Source organism: Pseudomonas sp. ASL7, assembly GCF_056680375.1.
In genome coordinates this window covers 3,035,038-3,059,976 of sequence record NZ_CM155279.1, presented here as the reverse complement: position 1 = coordinate 3,059,976, position 24,939 = coordinate 3,035,038, and the positions used below count along the sequence as shown (strand labels likewise).

Here is a 24,939-nt window from a genome sequence, read left to right as displayed (position 1 = left end):
AGTTTGCCATCAGAAAAGCTTTCGACTACATTAGCGCGCCTCGACAGACTGAATATGTTTGACGAGATACGGTGAAGTGTCCGAGTGGCTTAAGGAGCACGCCTGGAAAGTGTGTATACAAGAAATTGTATCGAGAGTTCGAATCTCTCCTTCACCGCCACATTTGTACTGAAAGGCCCCATTTTATGGGGCCTTTTTGCGTTTTGGGGTTTTTGTTCCTCCATCTGTTCCCCCTCCCCCTCCCCCTCCTCTTTTTGCGCGATTTTACTCTGCTACCTTTAATTGCATTGAATGCAGAGGTGCGTCGCCTGGCTCGCCTCTAATCAGTTCACGCCTGGGCAGGGCAAGCAGCGCAATCGGTGTATAGCGAAACGTCAAAGGTCTAGGGATTATGACGAAATACATTGATTCAAACGGAACGTCGTTGGCATGGAAAAGCTGCTCTTTGATCCCGATCGCCAAGTCATAAGCGCCGTGATAGAGCTCATCCAGCAGATGGGCGTGCTGATCATCGTCCGCTTTCTGCCTCATGCGATGGGTAGCTTCGGGTGGGAAAGCGACGGTCTAGCATCGACCTTCGCAGTGGGAAGTCAGACTTCCGTCATGAAGGTCAAACCGGGTAGGCCTGCGGCGGCGAAGTCGTAGTCGTAACGCAAATGTCCGGAGTCTAGCGGCCTGTACAAAGTGGAAGTAAGTGCCGTTGTTGAGTGCCCGTGGGGCCGCCAAAATCAGGACGGCTAGAAAGCCGCTGTCGGCAAAATTATAACTCGTCGAGCATGCAAGTCCCTGTATCTGCTGATCCACACCCATGTTCGTATCGCGGATGATATCGGCCGTGCTGGAATCCCCGCTAGCGCCAGAGCTTTTCGCTGGTCACTGAAAATAGCGATAAACACCTGCTTCCACCACGTTCGATGGATAGTTATAGGGCTGCGCGACTCGCTCGGTTACCCAGTGCTCGTTATGACGTTCACGCAGATACTGCAGGGCTACTTGGCGATGATCTTGCGGAGACACGCCATGTCCGCGGCGAAACGCCCGAGTGAAGTCCGACGCGCTGTTGAATCCAAGCCCGTAGGCTATTTCGGTGACTTGACGGCAGGGATGGCGGACCAACTGATCGCCAGCCTCGCGTAATCGGCATGTGCGGATGTAAGTGGCCAAGCCACCCTCATGCTCGAACAGCCGATAGAGTGTCGCCCTAGGCAGTTGCAGAGCTTTCATTAAACTCTCGGGCGTTAACCAGGGTTGGTGCAGATGGGCCTGCACATAGCGCCGCGCTTCGCCGAACATGCGGCAGCGTCCGGCGGCGCGGCTGTTGCCGTACACGAGCCCCTGTTTACCGAAGGCCGCGAGCAGTAGGCGCAGGCTGTGCTCAAAGGCGGCGGCTGTCTGCGCTACCGACAGTTTTGGCAGGGCGGTCGATAGCGTCCTGGCGTGTTCGATCAGGCGCTGGCTAGGCCGCGCATCGATGTCGAGTACGCAGCCATGCAGTGCTTCGGCGTGGGGGAGGGTGGCTTCCACCAACTCTCGTGGGGCACTCAAGGTCAAGACTTGGCAAACCGTGCATTGCAGGGTAACGGGCTGGCCCATGTCCAGCGCGACGATAGGCGCCAGTGCCGCTTCGCGCAGCTTGAAGCCTATCCCCTCGATCGATTCGATGCCGCCCTGGGTGTAGATCTGGAATACGTAATCGCGCCGGATATCCGTCGCGATATGTGCCATTGAGCGACGTAGCCGCAGGGGGCTATCGCAAACGTTGGCCCATAGTTTCCCCGCAGGTCGCGGCCCGTGGCTGGATATCCCTAGGGGGAGAATGTTCTGGGTGAACGTATTTGCCAGGTTAGTCCCGTAATGGTGCTGGTTATGAGGATTGATCACGGGTGGATTTGCGTTGTGGGGCAGTGCTGCTGTTTCAGCCGATACGGCGCGCCGAAAGGTATTCATCAAATTATGGCGACCAGAATAAGAGATTTGCGTCAACGAATAGGGGGGCTTCTTTGACGGCGTCCCGAACATCAGCACGGATCATGCCAATACAAATCAACACCGGGCGAATATGGCAACGCTGTAACGCGTTCAAGCAACTTATTCTTCGATGGTTTTACTGCCTGATAATTGGCGCCGTAATGTCGGCACGAAGCCCTTTGAAAAAAGTTCAAAAACTGCAACGCAGTGTCAAGCGCACCAATAAAGCTCGGATAGACTCCGCGAGAGCTATAAAAATAATTAGACATAGCTTCGCGTAGGTGATTGATGCGCAGGCATTTTTTAGTGGTCGTTGCAGTTTTTCGGAATTATGTCGCCCGATGAGTACATTTGAAATCGAAGGCTTGCTGAATGAGCTGGACTCAAGTTCACCTTGTGGTCCGAACCTTGAATATGACCCTCAGTTCTTAGAGCTGGAGCGGGTTGCTCAGGGCAAGCCTGAAGTCCAATACGGCGACACCATTACCGAAGCGGTACCGCCTGACTGGAAAGTCGTCAGAAAATTGTCTCTCGAGTTGCTAGAGCGCAGTCGTGACCTGCGGCCGGCGATGTTCTTATTGCGCGCCAACCTGTTCATCCATGGCATCTCGGGCTTGGCCGATGGTTTGTATCTGATCGAGCGCTTGCTCGAAGAGCGCTGGGATACCGTGCATCCCGAGCTGGATGCCGATGATGATATGGACCCTACGCTGCGGATCAACTCGCTGGCCGCCTTGACCGACGCCACTGGAGTCATCCAAGACATCAAGACCACCGCGCTGGTCGTCCTGCCAGGCTTCGGGCCGCTGACCGTTCATGGGCTTGAAGTCGCCAACGGCGAAACACCTGCAGGCGAAGGCGAGGAGAAAATTGCCGTTGCCTCACTGCAAGCGGCCCTGAATGACGTCGACGAATCCTTGCTGAAACAGACCATCGTTGCGTTGGACCGTGCCCACAAGAGTGTCGATGCGATCGAGACACTGCTGGTGCGCGAGGTTGGCAATGCCCAGGCGCTCAACCTTTCACCACTGTTGCGCCTGTTGCAGCGTTCCCATGGATTCCTGCTCGAGCAAGCACCTGAGCCTGATGCGGCCGATGGCGTGATAGAGCAGGGGGAGGTCGATGCCGGCTCAGAAGCGGACAGCAGTCGTGCGGTGGCCCGCGTAGCACCGATCAGCAGTGAAGTCGCCAGCCGCGACGACGTGGTACGCATGCTCGACAAAATCCTCAAGTACTACGCGCAATACGAACCCTCGAGTCCGGTGCCGATGCTGCTCGACAGGGCCAAGCGCCTGGTGCCTAAAAGCTTTATGGAGATCATGGAAGATCTTGCCCCTGACGGCATGCAGCAGGTGATGGTATTTCAGGGCAATCCAGAAGGTTCGCAATACGACTGATGCGGCAACTGTATTCCAATAATCGAGGTGACAATCGTGGCCAAAGAAAGTAGCCAGAAGTTTATCGCGCGTAACCGCGCACCCCGCGTACAGATCGAATACGACGTCGAAGTCTATGGCGCCGAGAAGAAGATCCAGCTGCCGTTCGTGATGGGTGTCATGGCCGACCTGTCGGGCCAGCCTGCCGATCCGCTGGCGCCGGTTGCCGACCGCAAGTTCCTGGAAATCGACGTCGACAACTTCGACGAACGCCTCAAGTCGATGAAGCCGCGTGTAGCGGTGCAGGTCCCTAATACCTTGACAGGCGAAGGCAATCTCGCCGTCGAAATGACCTTCGAAAGCATGGACGATTTCACCCCTGCCGCCATCGCTCGCAAGGTCGCACCGCTGAATGCGCTGCTCGAAGCCCGCGGTCAGTTGTCGAACCTGATGACTTACATGGACGGCAAAACAGGCGCTGAAGAGTTGATCGCCAAGCTGCTCAGCGAACCGGCCCTGATGCAGGCGCTGACCTCGGCTCCAAAGCCGCAAGAATAATCTGGGTAGTCGGGGATATCGATCATGACTCAATTAGATAAAGAACTGCAGCAGGGTACTGCAACGCTCGAAGTGAGCGACTTCGGCAGCTTGCTGCAGAAAGAATTCAAGCCGCAATCGGACAAAGCCAAGGAAGCCGTCGAGAACGCTGTGCGTACTCTGGCCCAGCAGGCATTGGAAGGCGCTAACGTAGTCTCCAACGATGTGCTGTCGACCATCGAAGGCTTGATCGCCGAACTGGACAAGAAGCTCACCGAGCAGATCAACCTGATCCTGCACACCCCCGAGTTCCAGTCTGTGGAAAGTGCCTGGCGCGGCCTCCACTACCTCGTCAACAACACCGAGACTGACGAAACGCTGAAAGTCCGTGTGATGAACATCTCGAAGAACGACCTGGGCAAGACTCTGAAAAAATTCAAGGGTACTGCCTGGGACCAGAGCCCGATCTTCAAGAAAATGTATGAAGAAGAGTTCGGCCAGTTTGGTGGCGAGCCGTTCGGGTCGATCGTGGCGGACTATTACTTCGACAACAGCGCGCCGGATGTCGATCTGCTGACCAGCATGGCCAAAATCGCTGCGGCGGCCCACGCGCCCTTCATCTCGGCAGCGGCCCCTTCGGTCATGCTGATGGAATCGTGGCAGGAACTGTCTAACCCGCGCGACCTGACCAAGATTTTCCAGACCCCGGAACACGCCGCCTGGCGTTCTTTCCGTGAGTCTGAAGATTCGCGCTACGTGGGCCTGGCCATGCCGCGTTTCTTGGCACGCCAGCCGTACGGCGCCAAGACTGATCCGGTTGAAGCCTTCGATTTCGAAGAAGACACCTCGGCAGCTGACAGCAAAAACTACACCTGGAGCAACGCCGCTTACGCCATGGCCGTTAACATCAACCGCTCCTTCAAGGAATACGGTTGGTGCTCGCGCATTCGCGGGATCGAGTCCGGCGGCGCCGTCGAAGGCCTGCCGGTGCACAGTTTTCCGACCGATGACGGCGGCGTGGCCATGCAATGCCCGACCGAGATCGCCATCTCCGACCGTCGTGAGGCGGAACTGGCAGCCAATGGCTTCATGCCGCTGGTACACAAGAAAAATACCGACTTCGCCGCGTTCATCGGCGCACAGTCGCTGCACAAACCGGCCGAGTACGACGATCCGGACGCTAGCGCCAACGCCAATCTGGCCGCCCGCTTGCCGTACCTGTTTGCCACTTGCCGCTTCGCTCACTACCTCAAGTGCATCGTGCGCGATAAGGTCGGCTCGTTCAAAGAACGTGATGACATGGAGCGCTGGCTGACCAACTGGATCACTCAGTACGTCGACGGTGATCCGACCAACTCCAGCGAAGGGACCAAGGCTCGCAAGCCACTGGCCGCCGCCGAAGTGATACTCGAAGAAGTGCCGGGTAACCCTGGCTATTACACCTCCAAGTTCTTCCTGCGCCCACACTACCAGCTCGAAGGCCTGACCGTTTCCCTGCGCCTGGTCTCCACGCTGCCGTCAGCCAAAGGCTAATCCTCACTACCCGTCTCAGGCGGGCAAGGTCACTTGCCCGCTAGTACATCGTCTGTCGGCATCGGCCCGGCATCACAGGAGAAAGAAATGGCTTTAGATATGTTCATCAACATGGGCGACAACATCAAAGGTGAATCGGCCGATAGCGTACAGGGCAAAAAAGGTGACATCGACGTCCTGGCCTGGAGCTGGGGCATGTCCCAGTCCGGCACTACCCACATGGGTAGCGGTGGCGGCGCGGGTAAAGCCAACTTCCAGGACCTGTCTTTCACCAAGTACATCGACTCGTCGAGTAACGCCCTGATGATCGCCTTGGCCAAGGGCACGCACATTCCTACCGTTGTGCTGCTGGTACGCAAGGCCGGTGAAGGTCAGCAGAAGTACCTGGAAGTGACCCTCAGTGAAGTGATGGTGACGTCGGTTTCTACCGGCGGTAGCGGTGGTGAAGATCGTCTGACCGAGAACGTCACGCTCAACTTCGCCAAGGTCAAGTACTCATACGTGCCGCAAACCAGCAAAGGTGGCGCTGGCGCGGTCAAGGACTTCGCCTGGGACATCACTGGCAACGTCGCAATGTAACGTGCTTCAGGGCGGCCTCCTGACGGCCGCCTTTTTTATTTCGCCAACGGGACACCTCATGAATCCGCAAGCATTGATCAATGAAGGCAAGCTGGGCGATGCGCTGGCCGCGTTGCAAAGCCAGGTTCGTCAGGACCCGTCGAATGCGAAACACCGAATTTTCCTGTTCCAGTTGCTCGCCGTGATGGGGCAATGGAACCGCGCGCTGACCCAACTCAATGTGGTCGGCGAATTGGACGCCGCGGCACTGCCCATGGTGCAGACCTACCGCGAAGCCATCCAGTGCGAAGCGCTACGTGCCGACATTTTCGGCGGCACCCGTGCCCCGTTGATTTTTGGCGAACCTCAACCATGGCTAGTGCAACTGCTGCAAAGCCTGAAGTTCGACGCCGCCGGCGATAGCGCCAGCGCCGCGTCGGTTCGTGATGCTGCGTTCGCAGATGCCCAGGCCAGCGGCGGCAGCATCGATGGCCAGCGCTTCGAATGGCTTGCAGATGCCGACCCGCGCTTGGGCCCGGTGCTGGAAGTGGTGATCAACGGCCGTTATTTCTGGGTGCCCATGGAGCGCATTAGTCGAATCGAACTGGATGGGCCGGTGGACCTGCGCGACCGCGTGTGGACCCCGGCGTCGTTCACCTGGACTAACGAAGCACAGACCGTCGGCCTGATTCCGACCCGGTATCAGGGCACTCTGGAGCAAAACAGCGACATGCTGTTGCTCGGGCGCCTGACCGAGTGGGACACAACCAGCGGCAATGGCCTGGGCCAGCGCATGCTGGTTACGGAGGGTGGCGATTTTCCGCTGATGGATGTGCGCGTGATCGAGTTCGACGCCCGCCCAGCCGCCGCTGCGGAGCTTGTCGCCCACCATGGCTGAACTGGCCCAACGTGAGCGGCTGCAGCCATCGCTGCTCGACCGCCTGACCGACGACGAGCCACAACTGGCCGACGAGTCGCGCGACCGCCGCGTGCTGTCATTTCGCAGTTTGCGCCAAGCCGTGCTGCGCGACCTCGGCTGGCTGCTCAATACGACCAATCTGTTCTCGGTGGCGGGTCAAAGCAAGTTGAGCCACGTCAGCGGTTCCGTAGTCAATTACGGTATTCCGGACATCTCCGGTGTGTCGGTATCAAACCTCAATGTCGGTCAACTCGAACGCAGCATCCGCCAGGCCATCTGGGATTTCGAGCCGCGCCTGATCCGTGCTTCGGTGGTGGTCAAGGCGGTCGCTGTAGGGGGGCTGGACCACAACAAGCTGACCTTCGAAATCGAGGCCGACTTGTGGGCACAGCCGTATCCGGAGCGTTTGTACCTCAAGACCGAACTCGACCTGGAAAGCGCCACCGTGTCGCTGGTTGAAAACACCGCCCGGAGCGCATCATGAACCCGCGTTTTTTGCGCTACTACAGCCAGGAATTGCAGCACCTGCGGGAAGTGGGCGGCGAATTTGCCAACGAGTACCCGAAGATCGCCGGGCGTCTGGGCCTGGACAGTTTCGAATGCACAGACCCTTATGTCGAACGCCTGCTGGAGGGCTTTAGTTTCCTCGCCGCGCGGGTGCAGATGAAGATCGACGCGCAATTTCCGCAGTTTACCCAGCACCTGTCGGAACTGGTTTATCCGCACTTCTTGGCACCAACGCCGTCGATGGCGGTGGTGCAGTTGCAGCCGGACCTGACCAACCCCAGCCTCAAACAAGGCTTCGTGGTGCCGCGTGACACTGCCCTGCGCAGCGTCCTGGGCAAGGGCGAGAACACCGCGTGCGAATACCGCAGCGCTCACCCCGTGACGCTGTGGCCGATAGAACTGATCGAGGCGCGTTGCTTCACCCACGCCGGCACTCAGGCTGGGCTGGAGGTGCAGTTGCCTGCAACCGTCAAGGCCGGCATCCGCCTGCGCCTGCGTACCAGCGGCATGGCCTTCAAGGACCTGGCGCTGGACCGTTTGAGCCTGCACCTGCGCGGCAGCGACGACATGCCCGTGCGAATCTACGAGAAGCTTCTGGGCAGCATCGAGGGGGTGCTGGTGACGCCGGTCAGTCGCCCAGCGGCCTGGCACCGGCTGCTCCCGAAAACCTGTGTGCAGGCCCAGGGCTTCGACGAAGCGCAAGCACTGCTGCCCAGTGGTAAACGGACGTTCCAGGGCTATCGTTTGCTGCAGGAATACTTCGCCTTCGCGCCGCGTTTCAACTTCATCGAGCTCAGTGGTTTACAAGCGGCCCTGTCGAAGTGCCCGGACACCGAGGTAGAAATCACCTTGTTGTTGCGCAGCGGCGATGCGGTGCTGGAAAAGTCGCTGGACGGCGGCAACTTCGCACTCAATTGCTCGCCGGTGGTCAACCTGTTCAAGCGCCGCGCTGACCGCATCAATATCAGCGACGAACAGTTCGAACACCACGTGCTGCCGGACCGCACCCGGCCGATGGATTACGAGGTGTTCCAGATCGAATCGGTGACTGGCTACGGCAGCGGTCCGGACTCCGAGCAAGTGTTCGAGGCGTTTTACAACGCCAAGGATCTGGGCGGCTATCACCAAGGCAAGGCCTTCTACCAGATTCGCCGCGAGCAGCGGGTCATCTCCCAGCGCCAGCGCCGTGACGGGCCGCGCTCCAGTTACTTGGGGAGTGAGACGTTTATCTCGATCGTCGACGCTGCGCAAGCTCCTTACAGCAATGAACTGCGCCAGTTGGGCCTGTCGGTCTGGTGTACTAACCGCGATCTGCCCCTGGCGATGACCTTGGGCGTGGGCAAGACCGATTTCATCGTCGACTCGGGAGCGCCGTTGCTTGCCGCGCGATGTGTGACCGCGCCCAGTCAGCCCTATCCCTCATTCGCCGAAGGCAGCATGGCGTGGCGCTTGCTCAATCACTTGTCGCTCAACTACCTGAGCCTGCTCGACAGCGATCCGCAGCAAGGAGCGGTAGCCTTGCGGGAGATGCTGACCCTGTATTGCCACCCCGGCGACCTGGGCGCTCAGCGTCAGATCGAAGGAGTGCGCTCGGTGAGTTCTGCAGCGATCACCCGGCGCATGCCATCGCCAGGGCCGATCACTTTCGGCCGAGGCTTGCAGATTACCGTCACCTTGGACGATGCGGCCTTCGAAGGTACCGGCGCCTTCGTGCTGGGGGCAGTGCTTGCGCACTTCTTCGCGCAGTACGTGTCGGTCAACTCGTTCACCGAGACCGTCATCAAGACCCTCGGCCGCGGCGAGATCATGCGCTGGCCGGCAAGGAGCGGGCAATGCGCGATTCTCTAACGCTGGACGTACAACTGGAAGCCAAGGCCGCGCGCATGGATTTCTTTCAAGTGCTGCGCTTGATCGAGAATGCCCATCCGCACTTGCCTCGTATCGGCACGGCCCTGCGCCCGCGCGACGAGGCCGTGCGTTTCGGCCAGGATCCGGCATTGATCTTCCATGCCAGCGCGCTGGAGAGTTATCGCGCCGCCGGCGCCGAATCGCGCGCGCGCCTGGCGGTGAATTTCATGGGCTTGCTGGGGGCCAACGGGCCACTGCCGATTCACCTCACCGAGTACGTTCGCGACCGTCTGCGCAATGGCGGCGACGGTACCTTGCTGGCTTTTCTCGACGTGTTTCATCACCGCATGGTGTCATTGTTTTATCGCGCCCGCGCCGCCGCCGAGCCGGCTATCAATCTCGACCGCGAGGACGGCGATCACTTCTCGGTGTTCGTTGGCAGCCTGTTCGGCATCGGTACGCCCGCATTGCGCGAGCGCGACGAGATCGGCGACTTCGCCAAGCTGCATTTCGCCGGCCTGCTGGCCAATAAGTCGCGTCCGGCGTCGGGGCTGGCAACCATCCTGCGCGAGTACTTTCGCCTGCCTCTGCACATCGAGCAGTTCGTCGGCCATTGGATGCGCCTGCCTGCCGAAATTCAGAGCCGTATCGGTGCGACAGAGCAGGGCAATCGGCTGGGCACCTCAATGGTGCTGGGACGCAGCGTATGGGATTGCCAAAACAAGTTTCGCATTGTCATCGGCCCCATGGGCTATGACGACTACCAGCGCTTCATGCCTGGGGGCGACAGCCTCAGGCGGCTGCTGGCCTGGGTAAAGAACTACGTCGGCCTGACCCTCGACTGGGACGTGCGTTTGCTCCTGCACGGCCAGCAGATACCACCGCTGAAACTGGGCAGCGGTGTGCGGCTGGGATGGACTACACGATTGATCAGCAAAACGCCAACAGCCGACTGCTCGCAGATGCTGATCAACCGCAGCGTGATCGACAGCCACTTGAACCAAGCTCGCGCATAGGCCGCCTGCACCCCACCCCTAAGGAAATCCCATGGCCGATATCAGTCGTGTCGCGTTGTTTGGAAAGCTCAACAGCCTGTGCTACAGGGCCATCGAGAGCAGCACGGTTTTCTGCAAGCTGCGCGGCAATCCCTATGTGGAACTGGTGCACTGGCTGCATCAGATCCTGCAACTGCAGGACTCTGACCTGGCGCGCATCATCAAGCAATACGAACTTGACCCGAGCGCTGTGGCCGCTGACTTGCAGGCCGCCCTTGACCGCCTGCCGCGCGGCTCAACCTCTATTACCGACCTGTCCTCTCAGCTGGAATCAGCCGTCGAGCGCGCATGGGTGTATGGCACCTTGATGTTCGGCGAGTCGCAAGTACGCTCAGGCCACCTGATCATCGGCCTACTCAAGACGCCTGCGCTGCGTAACGTGCTGGTGGGCATGTCCAAGCAGTTCGACAAGATCAAAATCGAGCATCTGAGCGACAACTTCGCCAGCCTGCTGGATACCTCGCCCGAAGCACACATGGTCGCCACCGACGGTTTCAGCGGTGGTGGGGCGGCACCGGGTGAAGCCAGCGGCGCCATTGCCCCGGCCGCCATGGGCAAGCAGGAAGCGCTGAAGAAATTCACCGTCGACCTGACCGAGCAAGCGCGCAGCGGCAAGATGGACCCGATCGTCGGCCGCGATGATGAGATTCGCCAGATGGTCGACATCCTCATGCGTCGCCGGCAGAACAACCCGATCATGATCGGGGAGGCCGGCGTCGGCAAAACCGCGGTGGTCGAAGGTTTCGCGCAGCGCATCGCCCGTGGCGACGTGCCGCCGAGCCTGAAAGACGTGCAACTGCTGACCCTGGACGTTGGCCTGTTGCAGGCGGGCGCGAGCATGAAAGGCGAGTTCGAACAGCGCCTGCGTTCGGTGATCGATGAGGTGCAGGCCAGCGCCAGGCCGATCATCCTGTTCATCGACGAAACCCATACGCTGGTCGGCGCCGGAGGCACGGCCGGTACTGGTGACGCCGCCAACCTGCTCAAGCCGGCACTGGCTCGTGGCACCTTGCGTACCATCGGCGCCACCACGTTTGCCGAGTACAAGAAGTACATCGAGAAAGACCCGGCCCTGACCCGTCGTTTCCAGAGCATCCAGGTCGACGAGCCGAGCGAAGAGCGGGCGATCCTGATGATGCGCGGCGTAGCCTCGACCATGGAAAAACACCACAAGGTACAAATCCTCGACGAAGCGCTGGAGGCCGCGGTAAGGCTGTCGCACCGCTACATTCCGGCGCGGCAATTACCCGACAAGTCGGTCAGCCTGATCGACACCGCCTGCGCCCGAGTGGCGGTCAGCCTGCACGCTACGCCGGCCGAGGTGGACGACAGCCGCAAGCGTATCGAGGCGCTGGAAACCGAACTGCAGATCATCAAGCGCGAAGGCGCGATCGGCATTGATATTGCCAAGCGTGCCGCCGATACCCATCAATTGCTGGTGCAGGAGCGTGGGCGCCTTGCAGGCCTTGAAGCTCGTTGGAGCGACGAGCGTGGGCTGGTTGACCAACTGCTGGCACTGCGCGCCCAACTTCGCGACGGCACACAGCCGGTCGACGTCACCGGCAGCAATCTGGAAGCTGCCGCGACCGCTGTCGCCCCGGCTGACGTTCTTGCGCCAGAGCAGCGTGCAGTGCTGATGCAGCAGTTGCAGACGGTGCAGGCCAGCCTCAGTGCCTTGCAGGGGGAAACCCCGCTGATTCTGCCGACCGTAGACTACCAGGCCGTGGCCGCAGTCGTCGGCGACTGGACCGGCATCCCGGTCGGGCGCATGGCGCGCAATGAGATGGAAACCATCCTCAATGTCGCCTCGCTGTTGAGCAAACGCGTGATCGGCCAGGACCATGCCATGGAGATGATCGCCAAGCGTATCCAGACCTCCCGCGCTGGCCTGGACAATCCGAACAAGCCGGTTGGCGTGTTCCTGTTGGCCGGTACCTCGGGCGTGGGCAAGACCGAAACTGCACTGGCTTTGGCCGAGGCGCTGTACGGTGGCGAGCAGAATCTGATCACCATCAACATGAGCGAATACCAGGAAGCCCACAGCGTGTCATCGCTCAAGGGCGCGCCACCCGGTTACGTCGGATACGGCGAAGGCGGTGTGCTGACCGAAGCTGTGCGCCGCAAGCCGTACTCGGTGGTGTTGCTGGATGAAGTCGAGAAGGCTCACCCGGACGTACACGAAATGTTCTTCCAGGTGTTCGACAAGGGCTCGATGGAAGATGGGGAAGGGCGCTTCATCGACTTCAAGAACACCCTGATCATCCTTACCTCTAACGCCGGCACAGACCTGATCGCCGGGTTGTGCAAGGACCCGGAGCTGATGCCCGACCCTGAAGGCATGGCGAAGGCCCTGCGCGCACCGCTGCTCAAGGTATTCCCGCCTGCGCTGTTGGGTCGCCTGGTGGCAATTCCTTACTACCCGCTGTCGGACGCCATGCTGGGCGAAATCGTCAAGTTGCAACTCAACCGAATCAAGAAACGCGTCGAAGCCCGCTACAAGATCCCGTTCCAATATACAGAGGCGGTGGTCAAGTTGGTGGTGTCGCGCTGCACCGAGGCGGAGTCGGGTGGGCGGATGATTGATGCGATTCTGACCAATACGATGTTGCCGGATATCAGTCGGGAATTCCTGGTGCGGATGATGGAGGGCGCCGCTGTTGCTCAGGTCACAGTCAGCGTCGATAACGCAAAATTTGCCTACAGCTTTGAGTGATTGGTTGTGTTCCAGTTACCGGTCAAGCGCACATTGTTTTTTGGGGATCAAGTATGAAAACTGCGAACGAAATCAAACCCGTTCCGAAGTTTGAGGAGTGGAAGAAAAACACCGATGCCGGCACGTTCGCTCCCCGAGGGGAAAAGCTGCAGGCCATCGATGCGCTGATCAAGCGATACGAAACTTCCACGCCAGGATTTGACCGCAAAAATGTATTGAACAAGATGCGCATTGCCCTGGATGCTTATGAAGGTGAGCACGTGGGCTGGCAAAAACAGGCACGCAACAAAAGTGGCACGATGGTCGATCTGCACGACACCCTTGATGTCTGGCACGGCTTCATGATGCCCAAGATTCCGAACCCTCGGGCGTCCGATGCAGCTTATGGGCGCAGCGGCTTCATGGAAGCTGATCATATTCATAGCCGCCTGGGCATTATCTGGCTGTTTTCAAGAACCACTATCGTGGGCGAGGAGCCGGAACCCGAGGACGTCAAGGAGCCGGCGCTTAAGGGTGCAGAAGAGAGTAGTTGGTATCAGAAGATCTGGGATTCGTTGGTCAAATTTTGCAACGGCATCCGCGACTCCATCCGCAAGGCGATAGAAAAAGGTCGCAACGCAGTCAGCTGGGAATCGATAAAAGGCTACCCACAGAAAGGCTTTGAAAAAGTAGCGGAGTATGTTCGCGAGAACACTGACACCAACATGAACACTAGTGGGCTGCCCATGATCATCTTCAAGATATTGAAGAAGTTGATGGCCAAGATTTTCAACATATCCAAGAGCCTTGGACCTATTGAGCAAGTGGCTAAAGGTGTTGTGGAGGCGGTGACCGGCGGCTATGCGCGCTATAAGGCGTGGGAGGCTGAAAAGAACGTCGATATTTCGGCTGGCACCCCGGCAACCATTGTAGTAGCGATCAAGAATGCGATGAACCGCAGTATTGGCGAGGGCCTGTTGACGGCAGTCAAAGGCGGCATCGGCTTCATTCCCGGCCTCGGTTCATTGGCCAATACGATCGCCGACGTCCTTGAGAAAATTTACAAGATTCTGCTGAATGCCTGGCAGAAATCCCGCCTGAAAGCTTTTATTGCCGATGCCAAACAGTTGTGGGCTGAGCGCGAACAACCTGAGCCTTTTCATGCTCGGGCACAGGATTTCAATACTTGGTTCAAATCCTATGTCAGCGATGTTCCGGTCGTCGCCATGCTGGCGCTCAATAGCGGTTGTTGCGGCAGCAAAATGGTCTGGTTGAATATGTTTAACGCCAGCGGCGTGCCCACGACAGCGGGGCAATTTGATGCGGGTGTGAAATTTCTCGATGAGCACTTGATGCCCTACAGCTCCAGATATCTGAGCGCCTATGAAATCAAGTTTGAATCCCAAGATAAAGTCGCCAAATCCCTTATTTCCAACGCCAGCGAATATGGCGTGATTGCGCCACAGAGCACGGCTATCCGGGTGATCAACTGTCTTGCCGGCAGCGAAGAAAAGAAAATCATCCAGCGCCTTTTCCCAGGTGCTGCGTAACCGTGGTTTTGATCCGGGGTTCCTAGTCCGCGATGTGATTTAAGGAGAGCGTGATTGCCCAAACAAGTCTCCATGGGCGCCCAGATGAAATGCACCTACGGCGCCGCACCCTCGGCGCTGGTGGTGCTGCCCATCAACCGGGTGAACGCCGAAGGCCCGCCTGCGGCGAACATCATGGATCACATTCCATTGGTGAATATCCTGCCGTTCGGGATGTGCTGCTGTTCCGGCAATCCGATGGTGGCAATGGCTACCGCGGCGGCCATGGGCGCGATGACGCCTATGCCTTGCTTGCCGGCGACACCCGCGCCTTGGTCGCCAGGCGCGGCGACGGTGAATATCGCCAAGTTCCCGGCACTGGACGATGTCTCCACCTGCAAGTGCATTTATGGCGGGGAGATCAGTTTTGTTACTTCGGCCACCGTCAAGACCATGATCCCGTAGCCGGGCACCCATATTTCCACTGTACCCGAGCGCACCACAGAGAGCTTTATGACTGCTACCCAAGACAACCGTCAGGTCAGTGTTATCACCGCCCTGGGCAAGGACGAGCTGTTGTTCCACTCCATGAGCGGGACCGAGCAGCTCGGGCGTCTGTCTGAGTTTCGCGTGCAGTTGCTGAGCAAGAACGGAGAAGTAAGCCCCAAGGCGTTGTTGGGCAAACCACTGGTGGTCAACGTGGCATTGCTGGAGGAGGGCACGCGCTACTTTCACGGCATCGTCACGCGCTTTGCCTGTACCGGTTGGGAGGGCGATTTTGTCAGCTACGAGGCCGTGGTACACCCCTGGCTGTGGTTGCTGAAACGCTCATCGAACTGCCGGATATTCCAGGACATGAGCGTCCCGGAAATCGTCCGGCAGGTATGCAACGACGATGTCTACGCCGGCCTGAGCCTGTTGTCCGACTCACTGCTTAGCGGCCAGTACCCCAAGCTGACGTATTGCGTGCAATACCGCGAAACCGATTTCGATTTCGTCTGCCGCTTGCTCGAAGATGCCGGCATCTACTTCTTCTTCACCCACCAGAAGGACCGCCACACCCTGATGCTGGCCGACTCCTACACCGCCCATGAGCCGATTGGTGGTTACCAGAGCCTCGAGTTTGTCGGTACCCGCCAGGGCAATGCCGGGACTGGAGAAACCGTCGGAGCCTGGGCGGTGGCAGGCGAGATCCAGGCCAGCAGCTACACGCTCAACGACTTCGACTATGAAAAGGCCTCGGCCAGCAGCAACCAGGGCCTGCTCAGCAGGGCGCCGCTGGCATCGGGCTTCGACGTGCCCGCATTCGAACTTTTCGACTACCCGGGCAAATACAACACTGCCACCGACGGCGGCGACCTGGCCCTGGCCCGCATGGAACGGGTCCATGGGCAAAGCGAGGTGGTCACAGCCAGGAGCAATGCCCGTGGCTTGTTTCCGGGCGGTTTGTTCACCCTGAGCGAGCATCCTCGCGAGCAGTACAACCAGGGATATTTACTCACCTCGGCCCAGTACAGCCTGCACACCTCGGGCTATGGCACCGATAGCAACGCCAAGGACCTCGAGTTCGACTGCCAATTCACCGCCATCGGCAAGGACCACGCCTATCGCCCCGAATGCACCATCGCCAAGCCCGTGGTTCGGGGGCCGCAGACCGCCATCGTAGTGGGCAAGAGTGGCGAGGAGATCTGGACCGATAGCTACGGCCGCATCAAGGTGCAGTTCCACTGGGACCGTCTGGGCAAAAACGACGAAACCAGCTCCTGCTGGGTACGGGTCGCCCAGAGCTGGGCTGGCAAAGGCTGGGGCGGCTTGTTCGTGCCACGAGTGGGCATGGAAGTGGTGGTCAGTTTCCTGGAAGGCGACCCCGACCGTCCGCTGATTACCGGCTGCGTCTACAACTCCGACGCCGTGTCTCCTTACGCGCTGCCCGCCAACCAGACCCAGAGCGGCGTCAAGACCCGCTCCACACCCAAGAGCACCGGTTTCAACGAATTGCGTTTCGAGGACAAGGCCGGCGCCGAAGAAGTCTACATGCACGCCGAAAAGGACTTCACCCGCGATATCAAGAACGACGATACCCATACGGTAGGTCAGGACCAGAAGACCACTGTCTCCCGTGACCAGACCATGACCGTGTCGCGCAATCAAATAATGACCGTCACCGAAGACCAGAAGATGACGATCTCGGGCGACCAGAAGATCACCGTCGAGGGTGACCAGAAAACCGCTGTCTCCGGTGACCAGAAAGTGACCGTCTCGGGCGACCAGAAAATAACCGTCAGCAGCACCATCGTCATCAGCGCAACAACGTCGATCGAGCTGAAAGTCGGTAGCAGCAGCATCAAGATCGAGCCTGAAAAAATCACCATCAAGTCAATGATGATCGATATGGAATCCACCGGCAATATGATCATCAAGGGCGCCATGGTGGATATCAACTGATGGCTGCTATCCTGTGCGCCGCAAGGGTCGTGGCTGACCCCTTGGCTTTTGGCCATGAGTCCTTAACCCCTTTACGCCGCCCCTTGGCGGCGTACGAGGCAATGTCTTCAACCCCGTCGCTGGGCGCCCCTCTCTTGCGTGGCCGCCGCGATCCATGGATGTCGGCTTTTCTATGCCTCTGATCCTGCGCATACACTCCTACCGCAACCAGCCCGTACCGGCGCTGCCGCCTGTGCCCTTTGGCGAAAACGGCGGCAGCATAGGGCGTTCCGTCGAGAACACGCTGGTGCTCGATGACCCGAGCAAGTACATCTCACGCACCCACGCAAAAGTATCGTTGCGTGAAGGCGCGTTCTTTTACGAAGACCTTGGAAGCAATCCCAGCGTTATCAACGACCGCCCCCTTGGCAAAGGTCGCGAAATCGCGTTGGGGGAGGGCGATCGTATCGTCGTCGGCGACTACCAACTGGAAGCCCTTATGAGCGCCGCGCAAGCGACTGCGCCGATCATCCCTCCAGCGCCGTTGAATAATCCAGAGCTGCCGCTGTTCGAGCCACCGGCCCCCATGCTACCCGTGCCACCACCGGCTTTCCCTTCAGCGGCGAGCAGTGCCCCGTTTGCTGCGCCCGCGGCACTGCCTGATGCTTTGGCAGGCGCCCGGCTGTTGGACGTCGGCAGTGATTCCGGGCTGGGCGCAAACCAGGCAGACCCGTTGGGGCTGAACCTGTTTGCCGGGGGCGCAGCGTCGTCGCTGGCCGGGCTGGGCTCCCACAACCTGAATCCCCCGGCGGCGTTGCGGGCAGCGGAGAGCGATCACCTTTCCCCTGAGTACGTAGCCTTCACCTTGCCAGCGGCAACCAGAGCCGGCAACGGGGCGATCCCGGACGATTACGATCCGCTGGCCGATCTCCTGTCGCCTGCGCCCAGGGGAGGTCCGGATAACTCAATGGCCACCCAGTCGCTGCCGCCACTCGCGCAGCCGTTTTCCAGCCCAGCGCAACCTGCGGCAGGCCAGGCACAGCCGTTCCCGGCACAGGCCGTCGTTGCAGGCATTACGCCGGTTGGCGCGGGTGCCAGCGACAGCCAAGTACTGCAAGCACTGCTACGTGGTCTCGGCCTGCCAGACTTGAAGCTGGACGGCAACGGGGTGGAGATCGCCGAAAACATCGGTGCCATGCTGCGTGAAGCCACTGCTGGCACCATGGACGTGCTCATGGCCCGTGCGCTGACCAAAAAAGAAAGCCGCATGGACATGACAATGATGGCCGTGCGTTCCAACAATCCGCTGAAGTTTTTCCCCAACGTCGACAGCGCCCTGACCCAGTTGCTAGGCAACACCATGGCCGGCTACATGCCGCCGGTGCAGTCGATGGCCAGTGCCTTCGACGACCTGCGCGCCCACGAATTGTCGGTGATCGCCGGCATGCGGGCAGCCCTTGCCGCGCTGCTGGAGCGTCTCAATCCTGGCGTGATCGAGCAGCGCACCGTGCCGGCTTCGATTATCGACAAAATGAACGGCGGGAACGCGCGCAAGGCCAGGATGTGGGAACAGATGGTCGAGGCGTATGCCCAGGTTGCGCAGAACATCGACGAGGCCCAAGGCATGTTCGGCGACAGTTTCTCGTCAGCGTATGAGGATCAGGTAGAACGGCTGCGCCGGGGCAAGTAAGGCGCAGCGCTGCTAGCCATCACGCGCAGCAGCTTTCAACACATTTTTTGGGGGCAACGCACCATGGCGTGGAAGAACAAAGTCATCTGGTCTGAAGGCATGCTTTTGCAGCCTCAGCATTTGCAACAGCACGATCGCTATTGGCAAAGCCAACTGGAAGCTCGTGTCGCGGCATTGCGTCCCTACGCTTGGGGCTTTTCGGAACTGCACATCGACGAAGAACAATTGGCCCTTGGCAAGATCAGCCTGCGAGCCTGCAACGGAGTGCTGCCGGACGGTACCCCATTCAGCCTGCCTGCCGAAGACGACTTGCCGTTGCCGCTGGACGTACCGGCCGATGCCCGCAACCTGCTGGTGGTGTTGGCGCTGCCGCTGCACCGCCATGGCGTGACAGAAGTCGATAACACCCAAGGCCCGGACAACTTTGCCCGCCACCGCGGAGAAGATTACGAATCCTGGGACAGCAATGGCCTGGACAGCAGCGCCTTGATGCAGGTCGGCAAGCTTCGCCTACGCCTGGCACTGGAAAGCGAAGTGGCTAATGCCTACACCACGCTGGGCATAGCCCGCATCATTGAGCGACGTGCAGACAATCAGGTGGTGCTGGACACGGACTACTGCGCACCTTGCCTGAACTTTCGCGTCGCACCGAGGCTCGCTGCATTCGCCAACGAGTTGGTCGGATTGCTGCACCAGCGCGGCGAGGCGCTTGCCTTGCGACTGTCGCAACCGGGTGCGAACGGTGCGGCGGAGATCGCCGATTTCCTGTTGCTGCAGCTGCTTAACCGTTCCGAGCCGCTGTTCACCCATTTGAGTGGCTTGGCCAATGTGCATCCGGAAGCCTTGTACCAGGCGATGTTGGAGCTGGCCGGGGAACTGTCCACTTTCACCGAATCCAGCAAGCGGGCGCCGGCCTATCCGTTGTATCGCCACGACAGCTTGATTGAAAGCTTTGCACCGCTGATGGGCGACTTGCGAAAATCGCTGTCCATGGTCATTGATAGTCAAGCAGTGCCGATCCCGCTGGAAGAGCGCCAATACGGTATTCGCGTGGCCGTGCTGGCCGACAAAACGCTGCTGCGCTCGGCCACTTTCGTCCTGGCGGTGGGCGCTCAGGTGCCACCGGATGCGTTGCGCAACGGCTTCCCGGGGCAGGTCAAGATTGGCTCGATCGAGCAGATCCGCGATCTGGTCAATCTGCAACTGCCCGGCATCGGGTTGCGGCCGATGGCGGTCGCGCCGCGTCAGTTGCCTTTTTATGCCGGCTTTACCTACTTCGAGCTCGACAACGGCAGCGAGTATTGGCAGCCGCTGAGCAACTCCGCTGGCTTCGCCATGCATGTGGCAGGTGATCTTCCGGGTCTGCAGATGCAGTTCTGGGCCATCAGAAGGTAAGCGCCGTGAGCCAGACTCCCCCCTTCCGTCCTGCGCAGGATTCGGACGTGACCGTGCTGATCCCGACACCGGGCGGTCGCCGCGCGCCAGCGGCTAACCCGGTACCCGCTGCGCCAGCGCAGGCCGCGGTGTCGGTGCCAGCCGCCGGCGAGGTGTGCGTGCATCTGCCTGGGCGTGGCCTAAATCGACTGGTGCGCGCAGCCAACCCGCTGCTGGACCTGATCGTGCCCCTGCGCACCGCCACTCAACCGCCGGATATCGAAGAGCTGCGTCAGCGCCTGGCGCTGGCCGTGCAGACCTTCGAGAGCGATGCGCGCAAGGCCGGCGTAGACTCCGAGTCGATCGCCGGCGCGCGCTATGCGCTGTGCACGGTATTGGACGAAACCATCGCCAGCACCGCGTGGGGCAGTGGCGTCTGGGGCAGTCGCGGCTTGCTGGTGGCATTCCATAATGAAGCCTCGGGGGGCGAGAAGTTTTTCCTCATTCTGCAGCGCTTGAGTCAGGACGTGCGTTCCCATCTCGACCTGCTTGAACTGATGTACCTATGTCTGACGCTGGGCATGGAAGGGCGCTATCGCTTGGTCGACCGTGGTCATGAACAGTTGGCCGTGCTGCGCGAACGTTTGCAGCAACTGATCGCAGTTCAGCGCGGCAGCTACGAGCAGGAGCTATCGCTGAACTGGCGCGTTGCGGCACCCGAGGCAAAGTCCTCGTTGCGGCGCATACCCTTGTGGGTGCTGGTGGCTTGTAGCGCCATGGTGCTCGTGGCGCTGCAGATCGGTTATGCGATGTCCCTGGCCGGAGCTTCCGATCCGGTTTATGACGGGCTGTCGCAGATCCATGTGGCGCCACCGCCCCAAGCGCCGCGAGCGCCAACCCTGGCGCCGGCCCCTGTGCGGATGGCGGGCTTCCTGGCGCCGGAGATCGCCGCTGGCAAAGTCACGGTAGTGGAAACGGCAGACCGCTCGGTGATCACCCTCATGGGCGACGGCATGTTCGGGTCTGGCAGCGCAGAGGTGATGCCCACTTTCCTGCCACTGCTCGATCGTATCGGCGAAGCGCTGCAACCGCTGCCGGGCAAGGTGCTTGTGATCGGCCACACCGATAGCAGCAAGCCGGGGGTGTCGGCGCGTTTCCCGTCTAACTACGAGTTGTCCAAGGCCCGCGCCGTGAGTGTGCTCAAACGGCTGGCAGCAAACGCCGGTTCGGGTGAGCGCTTGAGCGCCGAAGGCCGCGGCGATACCCAGCCGCTCGTCGCCAACGACACCGCGGCCAATCGCGCCCGTAATCGCCGCGTCGAAATTACTGTCTTGAGTCCCGTGGTGCCGCAATGAGCCGTGTCACATTCGAATTTAATGCTGCCTGCTACGGCCAAAGCCTATGAAACGTTTCTTTATGTGGTTCCTCCAGCCCTGGGTCTTGTCGTTGCTGGGCGTGTCGCTGTTGTCACTCGTAGTATGGTTCGAGGGGCCGTTGCTGTCGTTCAAGGGCGAAGAGCCTCTGGCTACGGATTCTGCGCGCTGGAAGTGCATCGGTGTGCTGTTCGTGCTGTGGGCGCTGTATTTAATCTGGAAGTATTGCGCCGTGCGCTGGGCCAATCGCAAGCTGGCCAAGGCCATGGCCGGCGATGAGCAGCCCGGCGCGCGGGAAACCAACCAAGAGCTGGCCGTGTTGCGACAGCGCATGCAGGAAGCTCTGGCCGTGTTGCGCAAGACCGGCAAGCGCCGCGGTGGGCACTACCTGTACCAACTACCGTGGTACATGTTCGTGGGCGCGCCCGGTAGTGGCAAGACCACTGCGCTGGTGCACTCGGGCCTCAAGTTTCCCGTGGCCGATGCGCTCGGGCCGCTCGCTGTGGGCGGCGTGGGCGGGACGCGTAACTGTGACTGGTGGTTCAGCGACGAGGCAGTGCTGCTCGACACCGCCGGGCGCTACACCACTCAGGATAGCCACGCGCGAGTAGACCAGGCCGCCTGGAACGGTTTTCTCGGTCTGCTGAAAAAGTACCGTAGGCGTCGTCCTATCAACGGAGTCATCGTCGCCCTCAGCGTCGCTGACCTGCTGCAACAAGGCGACGCTGGCCGCGCCCTGCAAGCCCAAGCCGTTCGTTCGCGAATAAAGGAACTGCACGAACAGTTGGGCATCGGTTTCCCGATCTACGTGGTGGTGACCAAATGCGACCTGCTAGCGGGCTTCGTCGAGTTTTTCGAGCCTTTGGGCCGCGAAAATCGCTCCCAGGTCTGGGGCATGACCTTCCCTCTGACGACCGCGGATTCCGTCGAACAGGCGTTGGCCTCTTTCCCTGATGAGTTCGCCACTCTGGAGCGTCAGTTGCAGGTGCGAGTATTGCCACGCGTGCAGCAGGAGCGCGACCTGCAACGCCGGGCGCTGCTCTATCGTTTCCCTCAACAATTCGCCGGCATCGGCCAAGTGCTGGGGGATTTCCTCAACGAAGTTTTTGCGCCGACCCGCTACGAGAAACAAGCCATGCTGCGCGGCGTGTACTTCACCAGTGGCACGCAAGAAGGCAGCCCGATCGACCGCGTCATGGCATCGCTGGCGGGGGCATTTGGTCTGGACCGCAAGGTTCTGCCCACTAACCCCGCCTCCGGGCGCAGCTATTTTCTTACCGCGTTGCTACGCGAGGTGGTGTTCAAGGAAGCAGGCTTGGCGGGGGGTAACCCGCGCTCCGAACGCCGCCGCCAGCGCCTGCAGCTCGCGGGCTGTTTGGCGACCGGTGTACTGCTGGCGCTGCTGGTAGGCGGTTTGACCACCAGTTATTTGCGTAACCAAGATTACATTGACACGGTGAAGACCCAAGCCGCTCAGGTCGACAAGCTGGCCCGCGCGCTGCCGCCACAGGCACGCATCGACGAATTGCTGCCGTTGCTCAACGCTTCCCGCGAGCTCACCAGGCGATACGATGGCGACTCTGCCGGTGTTCCTTGGCTGAGCCGCTTCGGCCTGTCGCAGGACGACAAGCTGGGCACAGGCGCCGAAGTGCTCTATCAGCGCCTGCTTCGTGAAACCTTGTTACCCCGCATCATCAATCGCATGGAAGACGCCTTGCGTCGCGGCGACGCCAACAATCAGGAGTATCTGTATGCCACGCTTCGCGTCTATCTGATGCTGGGTGACCGTCGCTACCTTGACCCAGAGTCGTTGCTGGCCTGGCTGGAGATAGACTGGCCACGCAGCCTGGCGCCGGTGACCCAGGCGCAAGTGCAGCAGTTGCTGGGCCATACCAGTGCGTTGCTTCGCGACGGTGACCAGAGCGCGGCGCCCCCTACCCTCGACTCCACGCTGATCGGCCAGACCCGCCTGGCACTGGCGATGTTGCCAGTGACGCAACGGGTCTATAACCGCCTCAAGCGCGATCTGGCCCAGGCCGGTCTGCCGGAGTTCAGTGTCAGCACTGCCGTGGGCCGCGATGTGTCATTGCTGTTCTCCCAGCAGAGCGGTGCACCTTTGACCCGTGGCGTGTCGGGTATCTACAGCGTCGCAGGCTACCGTAGGCTGCAGCAGGCACTTGGGCCGGCAGTTGCCGAAGCCGCAAAGGACAGCTGGGTGCTGGACCGTCAGGAATCCCAGGGCGCCACTGCCGACGAAGCATTGAAAAAAGTCGTGCTGGAGTTTTACTACCTGGACTACATCAAGCAATGGGACGATTTTCTTGCCGGCGTGCGCATCGTGTCGTTCTCCAGCCTGGACCAAGCCGCGCGGGTGACCAACGCCCTGGCGGCACCCGACTCGCCGCTACTGACGTTCCTGCAGGCTGCAGCACGGGAAACCACGTTGGCCGACATAAAGGCCAAGAGCTCCATGGCGCGGGGCTTGGATGATGCCGTGCAGGGCAATTTGGCGGCTGCCCGCAAACGACTGGAGGCTGCCATGGGTGACGACGCCGCGAGTGCCAATGATCAACCGGCTGCCAACCCGGTTGATCAGCACTTCGACAACCTGCACAAACTGGTGGGCGCCCCAGGGGCCACCGGGCCGATGCCTGCCGAACAGTTATTGGCGACGTTCAAAGACGCCTCACAGTATTTCGACGCCGCCGACAGCGCTCGACGCAGTGGCACACCGCCGCCGGCCGGCGACGTGTTGACGCGCATCAAGCGTGACGCCGACGGCAAGCCGGCGCCCTTGGGCGACATGCTGAAAAACATCGACAGTGGCGGCGGCGCCCTGGCCCTTGGCAACGAGCGGGCGCGCCTGAATGCACTCTGGTCAGCGAACGCCGCGGGCTTCTGCCAACAGGCGATCGCCGGGCGGTATCCGCTGGTGCGTGGTGCCAACAAAGACGTGACACCGGATGATTTCGGCAAGTTTTTCGGTCCCAATGGGCTGATGGACGACTTCTTTGCGAAGAACCTGGCAGCCTATGTCGACCGCAGCGGTGGCAACTGGCGTTGGCGTGCAGGCGCCAGCGCGCCACTGGGCATTCCCGAATCGGTCCTCAAGCAATTCCAGCTGGCGGCACAGTTGCGCGACATGTTCTTCAGTGCGGGCGGTACCCGGCCTTCGCTGCGCTTCAACCTCACGCCGCTGTCTGCCGATGCGGCATTGACCAAGGTCCAGCTCGACATCGAAGGGCAGCCGGTGGCGTATGCGACCGATGCTGCGCCACAGGCCGCCACCATCCTGTTGCCGAGCGGCCAAAGCAACGGTCAGGTGCACTTCGACGCGATTCCAGCGTTGCGGGTTGATTACACTACTGCGGGCCCTTGGGCGTGGTTCCGGATGATGGACAACGGCGCGCTTCAAACCACCGCACAACGTGAGCGCTACCGCCTGACCTTTACCCTGGACGGGCGCAACGTGATCTACCAACTGGATGCCAACAGTGTCATCAACCCCTTCCGTCGTCAGGAATTGCTGCAGTTCCGTTGCCCTGTGAGTCTTTGA

Annotated in this window: 19 protein-coding genes and 1 tRNA gene; 17 read left to right on the top strand and 3 right to left on the bottom strand. The window is 60.2% G+C overall.

Going from position 1 to position 24,939, the window contains the following annotated elements:
* Positions 1 to 70 precede the first annotated feature (70 nt).
* A tRNA-Ser gene (locus AC1MDT_RS13985) sits at positions 71 to 160 on the top strand.
* A 104-nt stretch (positions 161 to 264) separates the two neighbouring features.
* Here the strand turns inward: AC1MDT_RS13985 and AC1MDT_RS13980 are convergent.
* The 3 genes from AC1MDT_RS13980 to AC1MDT_RS13970 form a co-directional block, all read right to left on the bottom strand.
* Positions 265 to 531, bottom strand: a complete 267-nt coding sequence (locus tag AC1MDT_RS13980) for a hypothetical protein (protein WP_480422575.1) — start codon at positions 529 to 531, stop codon at positions 265 to 267.
* A 59-nt stretch (positions 532 to 590) separates the two neighbouring features.
* A complete protein-coding gene (locus tag AC1MDT_RS13975) occupies positions 591 to 656 on the bottom strand; it encodes an OprD family outer membrane porin (protein ID WP_480422788.1) in 66 nt (21 codons plus the stop codon).
* Between the two features lie 217 nt (positions 657 to 873).
* Complete coding sequence (locus AC1MDT_RS13970; RefSeq protein ID WP_480422574.1) at positions 874 to 1,725, bottom strand: helix-turn-helix domain-containing protein; 852 nt, start codon at positions 1,723 to 1,725, stop codon at positions 874 to 876.
* A gap of 584 nt (positions 1,726 to 2,309) precedes the next feature.
* On the opposite strand from AC1MDT_RS13970, the gene tssA reads away from it, so the two are divergent.
* The 16 genes from tssA (at position 2,310) to tssM (ending at position 24,939) form a co-directional block, all read left to right on the top strand.
* A complete protein-coding gene (gene tssA / locus AC1MDT_RS13965; RefSeq protein ID WP_480422573.1) occupies positions 2,310 to 3,365 on the top strand; it encodes a type VI secretion system protein TssA in 1,056 nt (351 codons plus the stop codon).
* A gap of 36 nt (positions 3,366 to 3,401) precedes the next feature.
* Positions 3,402 to 3,902, top strand: a complete 501-nt coding sequence (gene tssB / locus AC1MDT_RS13960) for a type VI secretion system contractile sheath small subunit (protein ID WP_480422572.1) — start codon at positions 3,402 to 3,404, stop codon at positions 3,900 to 3,902.
* A gap of 24 nt (positions 3,903 to 3,926) precedes the next feature.
* Positions 3,927 to 5,414: a type VI secretion system contractile sheath large subunit gene (gene tssC / locus AC1MDT_RS13955; protein WP_480422571.1), complete on the top strand. Its 1,488-nt coding sequence runs from the start codon at positions 3,927 to 3,929 to the stop codon at positions 5,412 to 5,414.
* A gap of 87 nt (positions 5,415 to 5,501) precedes the next feature.
* Positions 5,502 to 5,993, top strand: coding sequence for an Hcp family type VI secretion system effector (locus tag AC1MDT_RS13950; protein WP_480422570.1), 492 nt, complete (start codon positions 5,502 to 5,504; stop codon positions 5,991 to 5,993).
* A gap of 58 nt (positions 5,994 to 6,051) precedes the next feature.
* The gene (locus tag AC1MDT_RS13945; RefSeq protein ID WP_480422569.1) at positions 6,052 to 6,870 is read left to right on the top strand and encodes a type VI secretion system accessory protein TagJ; all 819 of its coding nucleotides are present in this window, start codon (positions 6,052 to 6,054) and stop codon (positions 6,868 to 6,870) included.
* Complete coding sequence (gene tssE / locus AC1MDT_RS13940; protein ID WP_480422568.1) at positions 6,863 to 7,375, top strand: type VI secretion system baseplate subunit TssE; 513 nt, start codon at positions 6,863 to 6,865, stop codon at positions 7,373 to 7,375. The genes AC1MDT_RS13945 and tssE overlap by 8 nt, the downstream gene beginning before the upstream one ends.
* Positions 7,372 to 9,246 (top strand): type VI secretion system baseplate subunit TssF, encoded by a 1,875-nt coding sequence (gene tssF, locus AC1MDT_RS13935; RefSeq protein WP_480422567.1) that lies wholly within the window; start codon positions 7,372 to 7,374, stop codon positions 9,244 to 9,246. The genes tssE and tssF overlap by 4 nt, the downstream gene beginning before the upstream one ends.
* Positions 9,231 to 10,262, top strand: coding sequence for a type VI secretion system baseplate subunit TssG (gene tssG, locus AC1MDT_RS13930; RefSeq protein WP_480422566.1), 1,032 nt, complete (start codon positions 9,231 to 9,233; stop codon positions 10,260 to 10,262). The genes tssF and tssG overlap by 16 nt, the downstream gene beginning before the upstream one ends.
* Before the next feature lie 31 nt (positions 10,263 to 10,293).
* Complete coding sequence (gene tssH / locus AC1MDT_RS13925) at positions 10,294 to 13,014, top strand: type VI secretion system ATPase TssH (RefSeq protein WP_480422565.1); 2,721 nt, start codon at positions 10,294 to 10,296, stop codon at positions 13,012 to 13,014.
* A 53-nt stretch (positions 13,015 to 13,067) separates the two neighbouring features.
* Complete coding sequence (locus AC1MDT_RS13920; RefSeq protein ID WP_480422564.1) at positions 13,068 to 14,543, top strand: hypothetical protein; 1,476 nt, start codon at positions 13,068 to 13,070, stop codon at positions 14,541 to 14,543.
* A gap of 72 nt (positions 14,544 to 14,615) precedes the next feature.
* On the top strand, positions 14,616 to 14,987 hold the full coding sequence (locus AC1MDT_RS13915) for a DUF4280 domain-containing protein (protein ID WP_480422786.1): 372 nt from the start codon (positions 14,616 to 14,618) through the stop codon (positions 14,985 to 14,987).
* 48 nt (positions 14,988 to 15,035) lie between these two features.
* The gene (locus AC1MDT_RS13910; RefSeq protein ID WP_480422563.1) at positions 15,036 to 16,967 is read left to right on the top strand and encodes a type VI secretion system Vgr family protein; all 1,932 of its coding nucleotides are present in this window, start codon (positions 15,036 to 15,038) and stop codon (positions 16,965 to 16,967) included.
* 172 nt (positions 16,968 to 17,139) lie between these two features.
* On the top strand, positions 17,140 to 18,636 hold the full coding sequence (gene tagH, locus AC1MDT_RS13905) for a type VI secretion system-associated FHA domain protein TagH (RefSeq protein WP_480422562.1): 1,497 nt from the start codon (positions 17,140 to 17,142) through the stop codon (positions 18,634 to 18,636).
* A gap of 63 nt (positions 18,637 to 18,699) precedes the next feature.
* Positions 18,700 to 20,031 carry a type VI secretion system baseplate subunit TssK gene (tssK, locus tag AC1MDT_RS13900; protein ID WP_480422561.1) on the top strand — a complete coding sequence of 444 codons (1,332 nt, stop codon included), beginning with the start codon at positions 18,700 to 18,702 and terminating at the stop codon, positions 20,029 to 20,031.
* Between the two features lie 5 nt (positions 20,032 to 20,036).
* Positions 20,037 to 21,365, top strand: a complete 1,329-nt coding sequence (gene icmH / locus AC1MDT_RS13895) for a type IVB secretion system protein IcmH/DotU (protein WP_480422560.1) — start codon at positions 20,037 to 20,039, stop codon at positions 21,363 to 21,365.
* Positions 21,366 to 21,411: 46 nt separating this feature from the next.
* On the top strand, positions 21,412 to 24,939 hold the full coding sequence (gene tssM / locus AC1MDT_RS13890; RefSeq protein ID WP_480422559.1) for a type VI secretion system membrane subunit TssM: 3,528 nt from the start codon (positions 21,412 to 21,414) through the stop codon (positions 24,937 to 24,939).

Bases quoted from the DNA above. Each gene is read 5' to 3' on its own strand.
- tssF (WP_480422567.1), top strand. From the start codon at position 7,372: ATGAACCCGCGTTTTTTGCGCTACTACAGCCAGGAATTGCAGCACCTG.
- AC1MDT_RS13950 (WP_480422570.1), top strand. From the start codon at position 5,502: ATGGCTTTAGATATGTTCATCAACATGGGCGACAACATCAAAGGTGAA.
- tssC (WP_480422571.1), top strand. From the start codon at position 3,927: ATGACTCAATTAGATAAAGAACTGCAGCAGGGTACTGCAACGCTCGAA.
- AC1MDT_RS13970 (WP_480422574.1), bottom strand. From the start codon at position 1,725: ATGGCACATATCGCGACGGATATCCGGCGCGATTACGTATTCCAGATC.
- AC1MDT_RS13945 (WP_480422569.1), top strand. From the start codon at position 6,052: ATGAATCCGCAAGCATTGATCAATGAAGGCAAGCTGGGCGATGCGCTG.
- tssH (WP_480422565.1), top strand. From the start codon at position 10,294: ATGGCCGATATCAGTCGTGTCGCGTTGTTTGGAAAGCTCAACAGCCTG.
- tagH (WP_480422562.1), top strand. From the start codon at position 17,140: ATGCCTCTGATCCTGCGCATACACTCCTACCGCAACCAGCCCGTACCG.
- tssE (WP_480422568.1), top strand. From the start codon at position 6,863: ATGGCTGAACTGGCCCAACGTGAGCGGCTGCAGCCATCGCTGCTCGAC.
- tssK (WP_480422561.1), top strand. From the start codon at position 18,700: ATGGCGTGGAAGAACAAAGTCATCTGGTCTGAAGGCATGCTTTTGCAG.
- AC1MDT_RS13915 (WP_480422786.1), top strand. From the start codon at position 14,616: ATGGGCGCCCAGATGAAATGCACCTACGGCGCCGCACCCTCGGCGCTG.
- AC1MDT_RS13910 (WP_480422563.1), top strand. From the start codon at position 15,036: ATGACTGCTACCCAAGACAACCGTCAGGTCAGTGTTATCACCGCCCTG.
- tssM (WP_480422559.1), top strand. From the start codon at position 21,412: ATGAAACGTTTCTTTATGTGGTTCCTCCAGCCCTGGGTCTTGTCGTTG.
- AC1MDT_RS13920 (WP_480422564.1), top strand. From the start codon at position 13,068: ATGAAAACTGCGAACGAAATCAAACCCGTTCCGAAGTTTGAGGAGTGG.
- tssA (WP_480422573.1), top strand. From the start codon at position 2,310: ATGAGTACATTTGAAATCGAAGGCTTGCTGAATGAGCTGGACTCAAGT.
- AC1MDT_RS13980 (WP_480422575.1), bottom strand. From the start codon at position 531: ATGAGGCAGAAAGCGGACGATGATCAGCACGCCCATCTGCTGGATGAG.
- tssG (WP_480422566.1), top strand. From the start codon at position 9,231: ATGCGCGATTCTCTAACGCTGGACGTACAACTGGAAGCCAAGGCCGCG.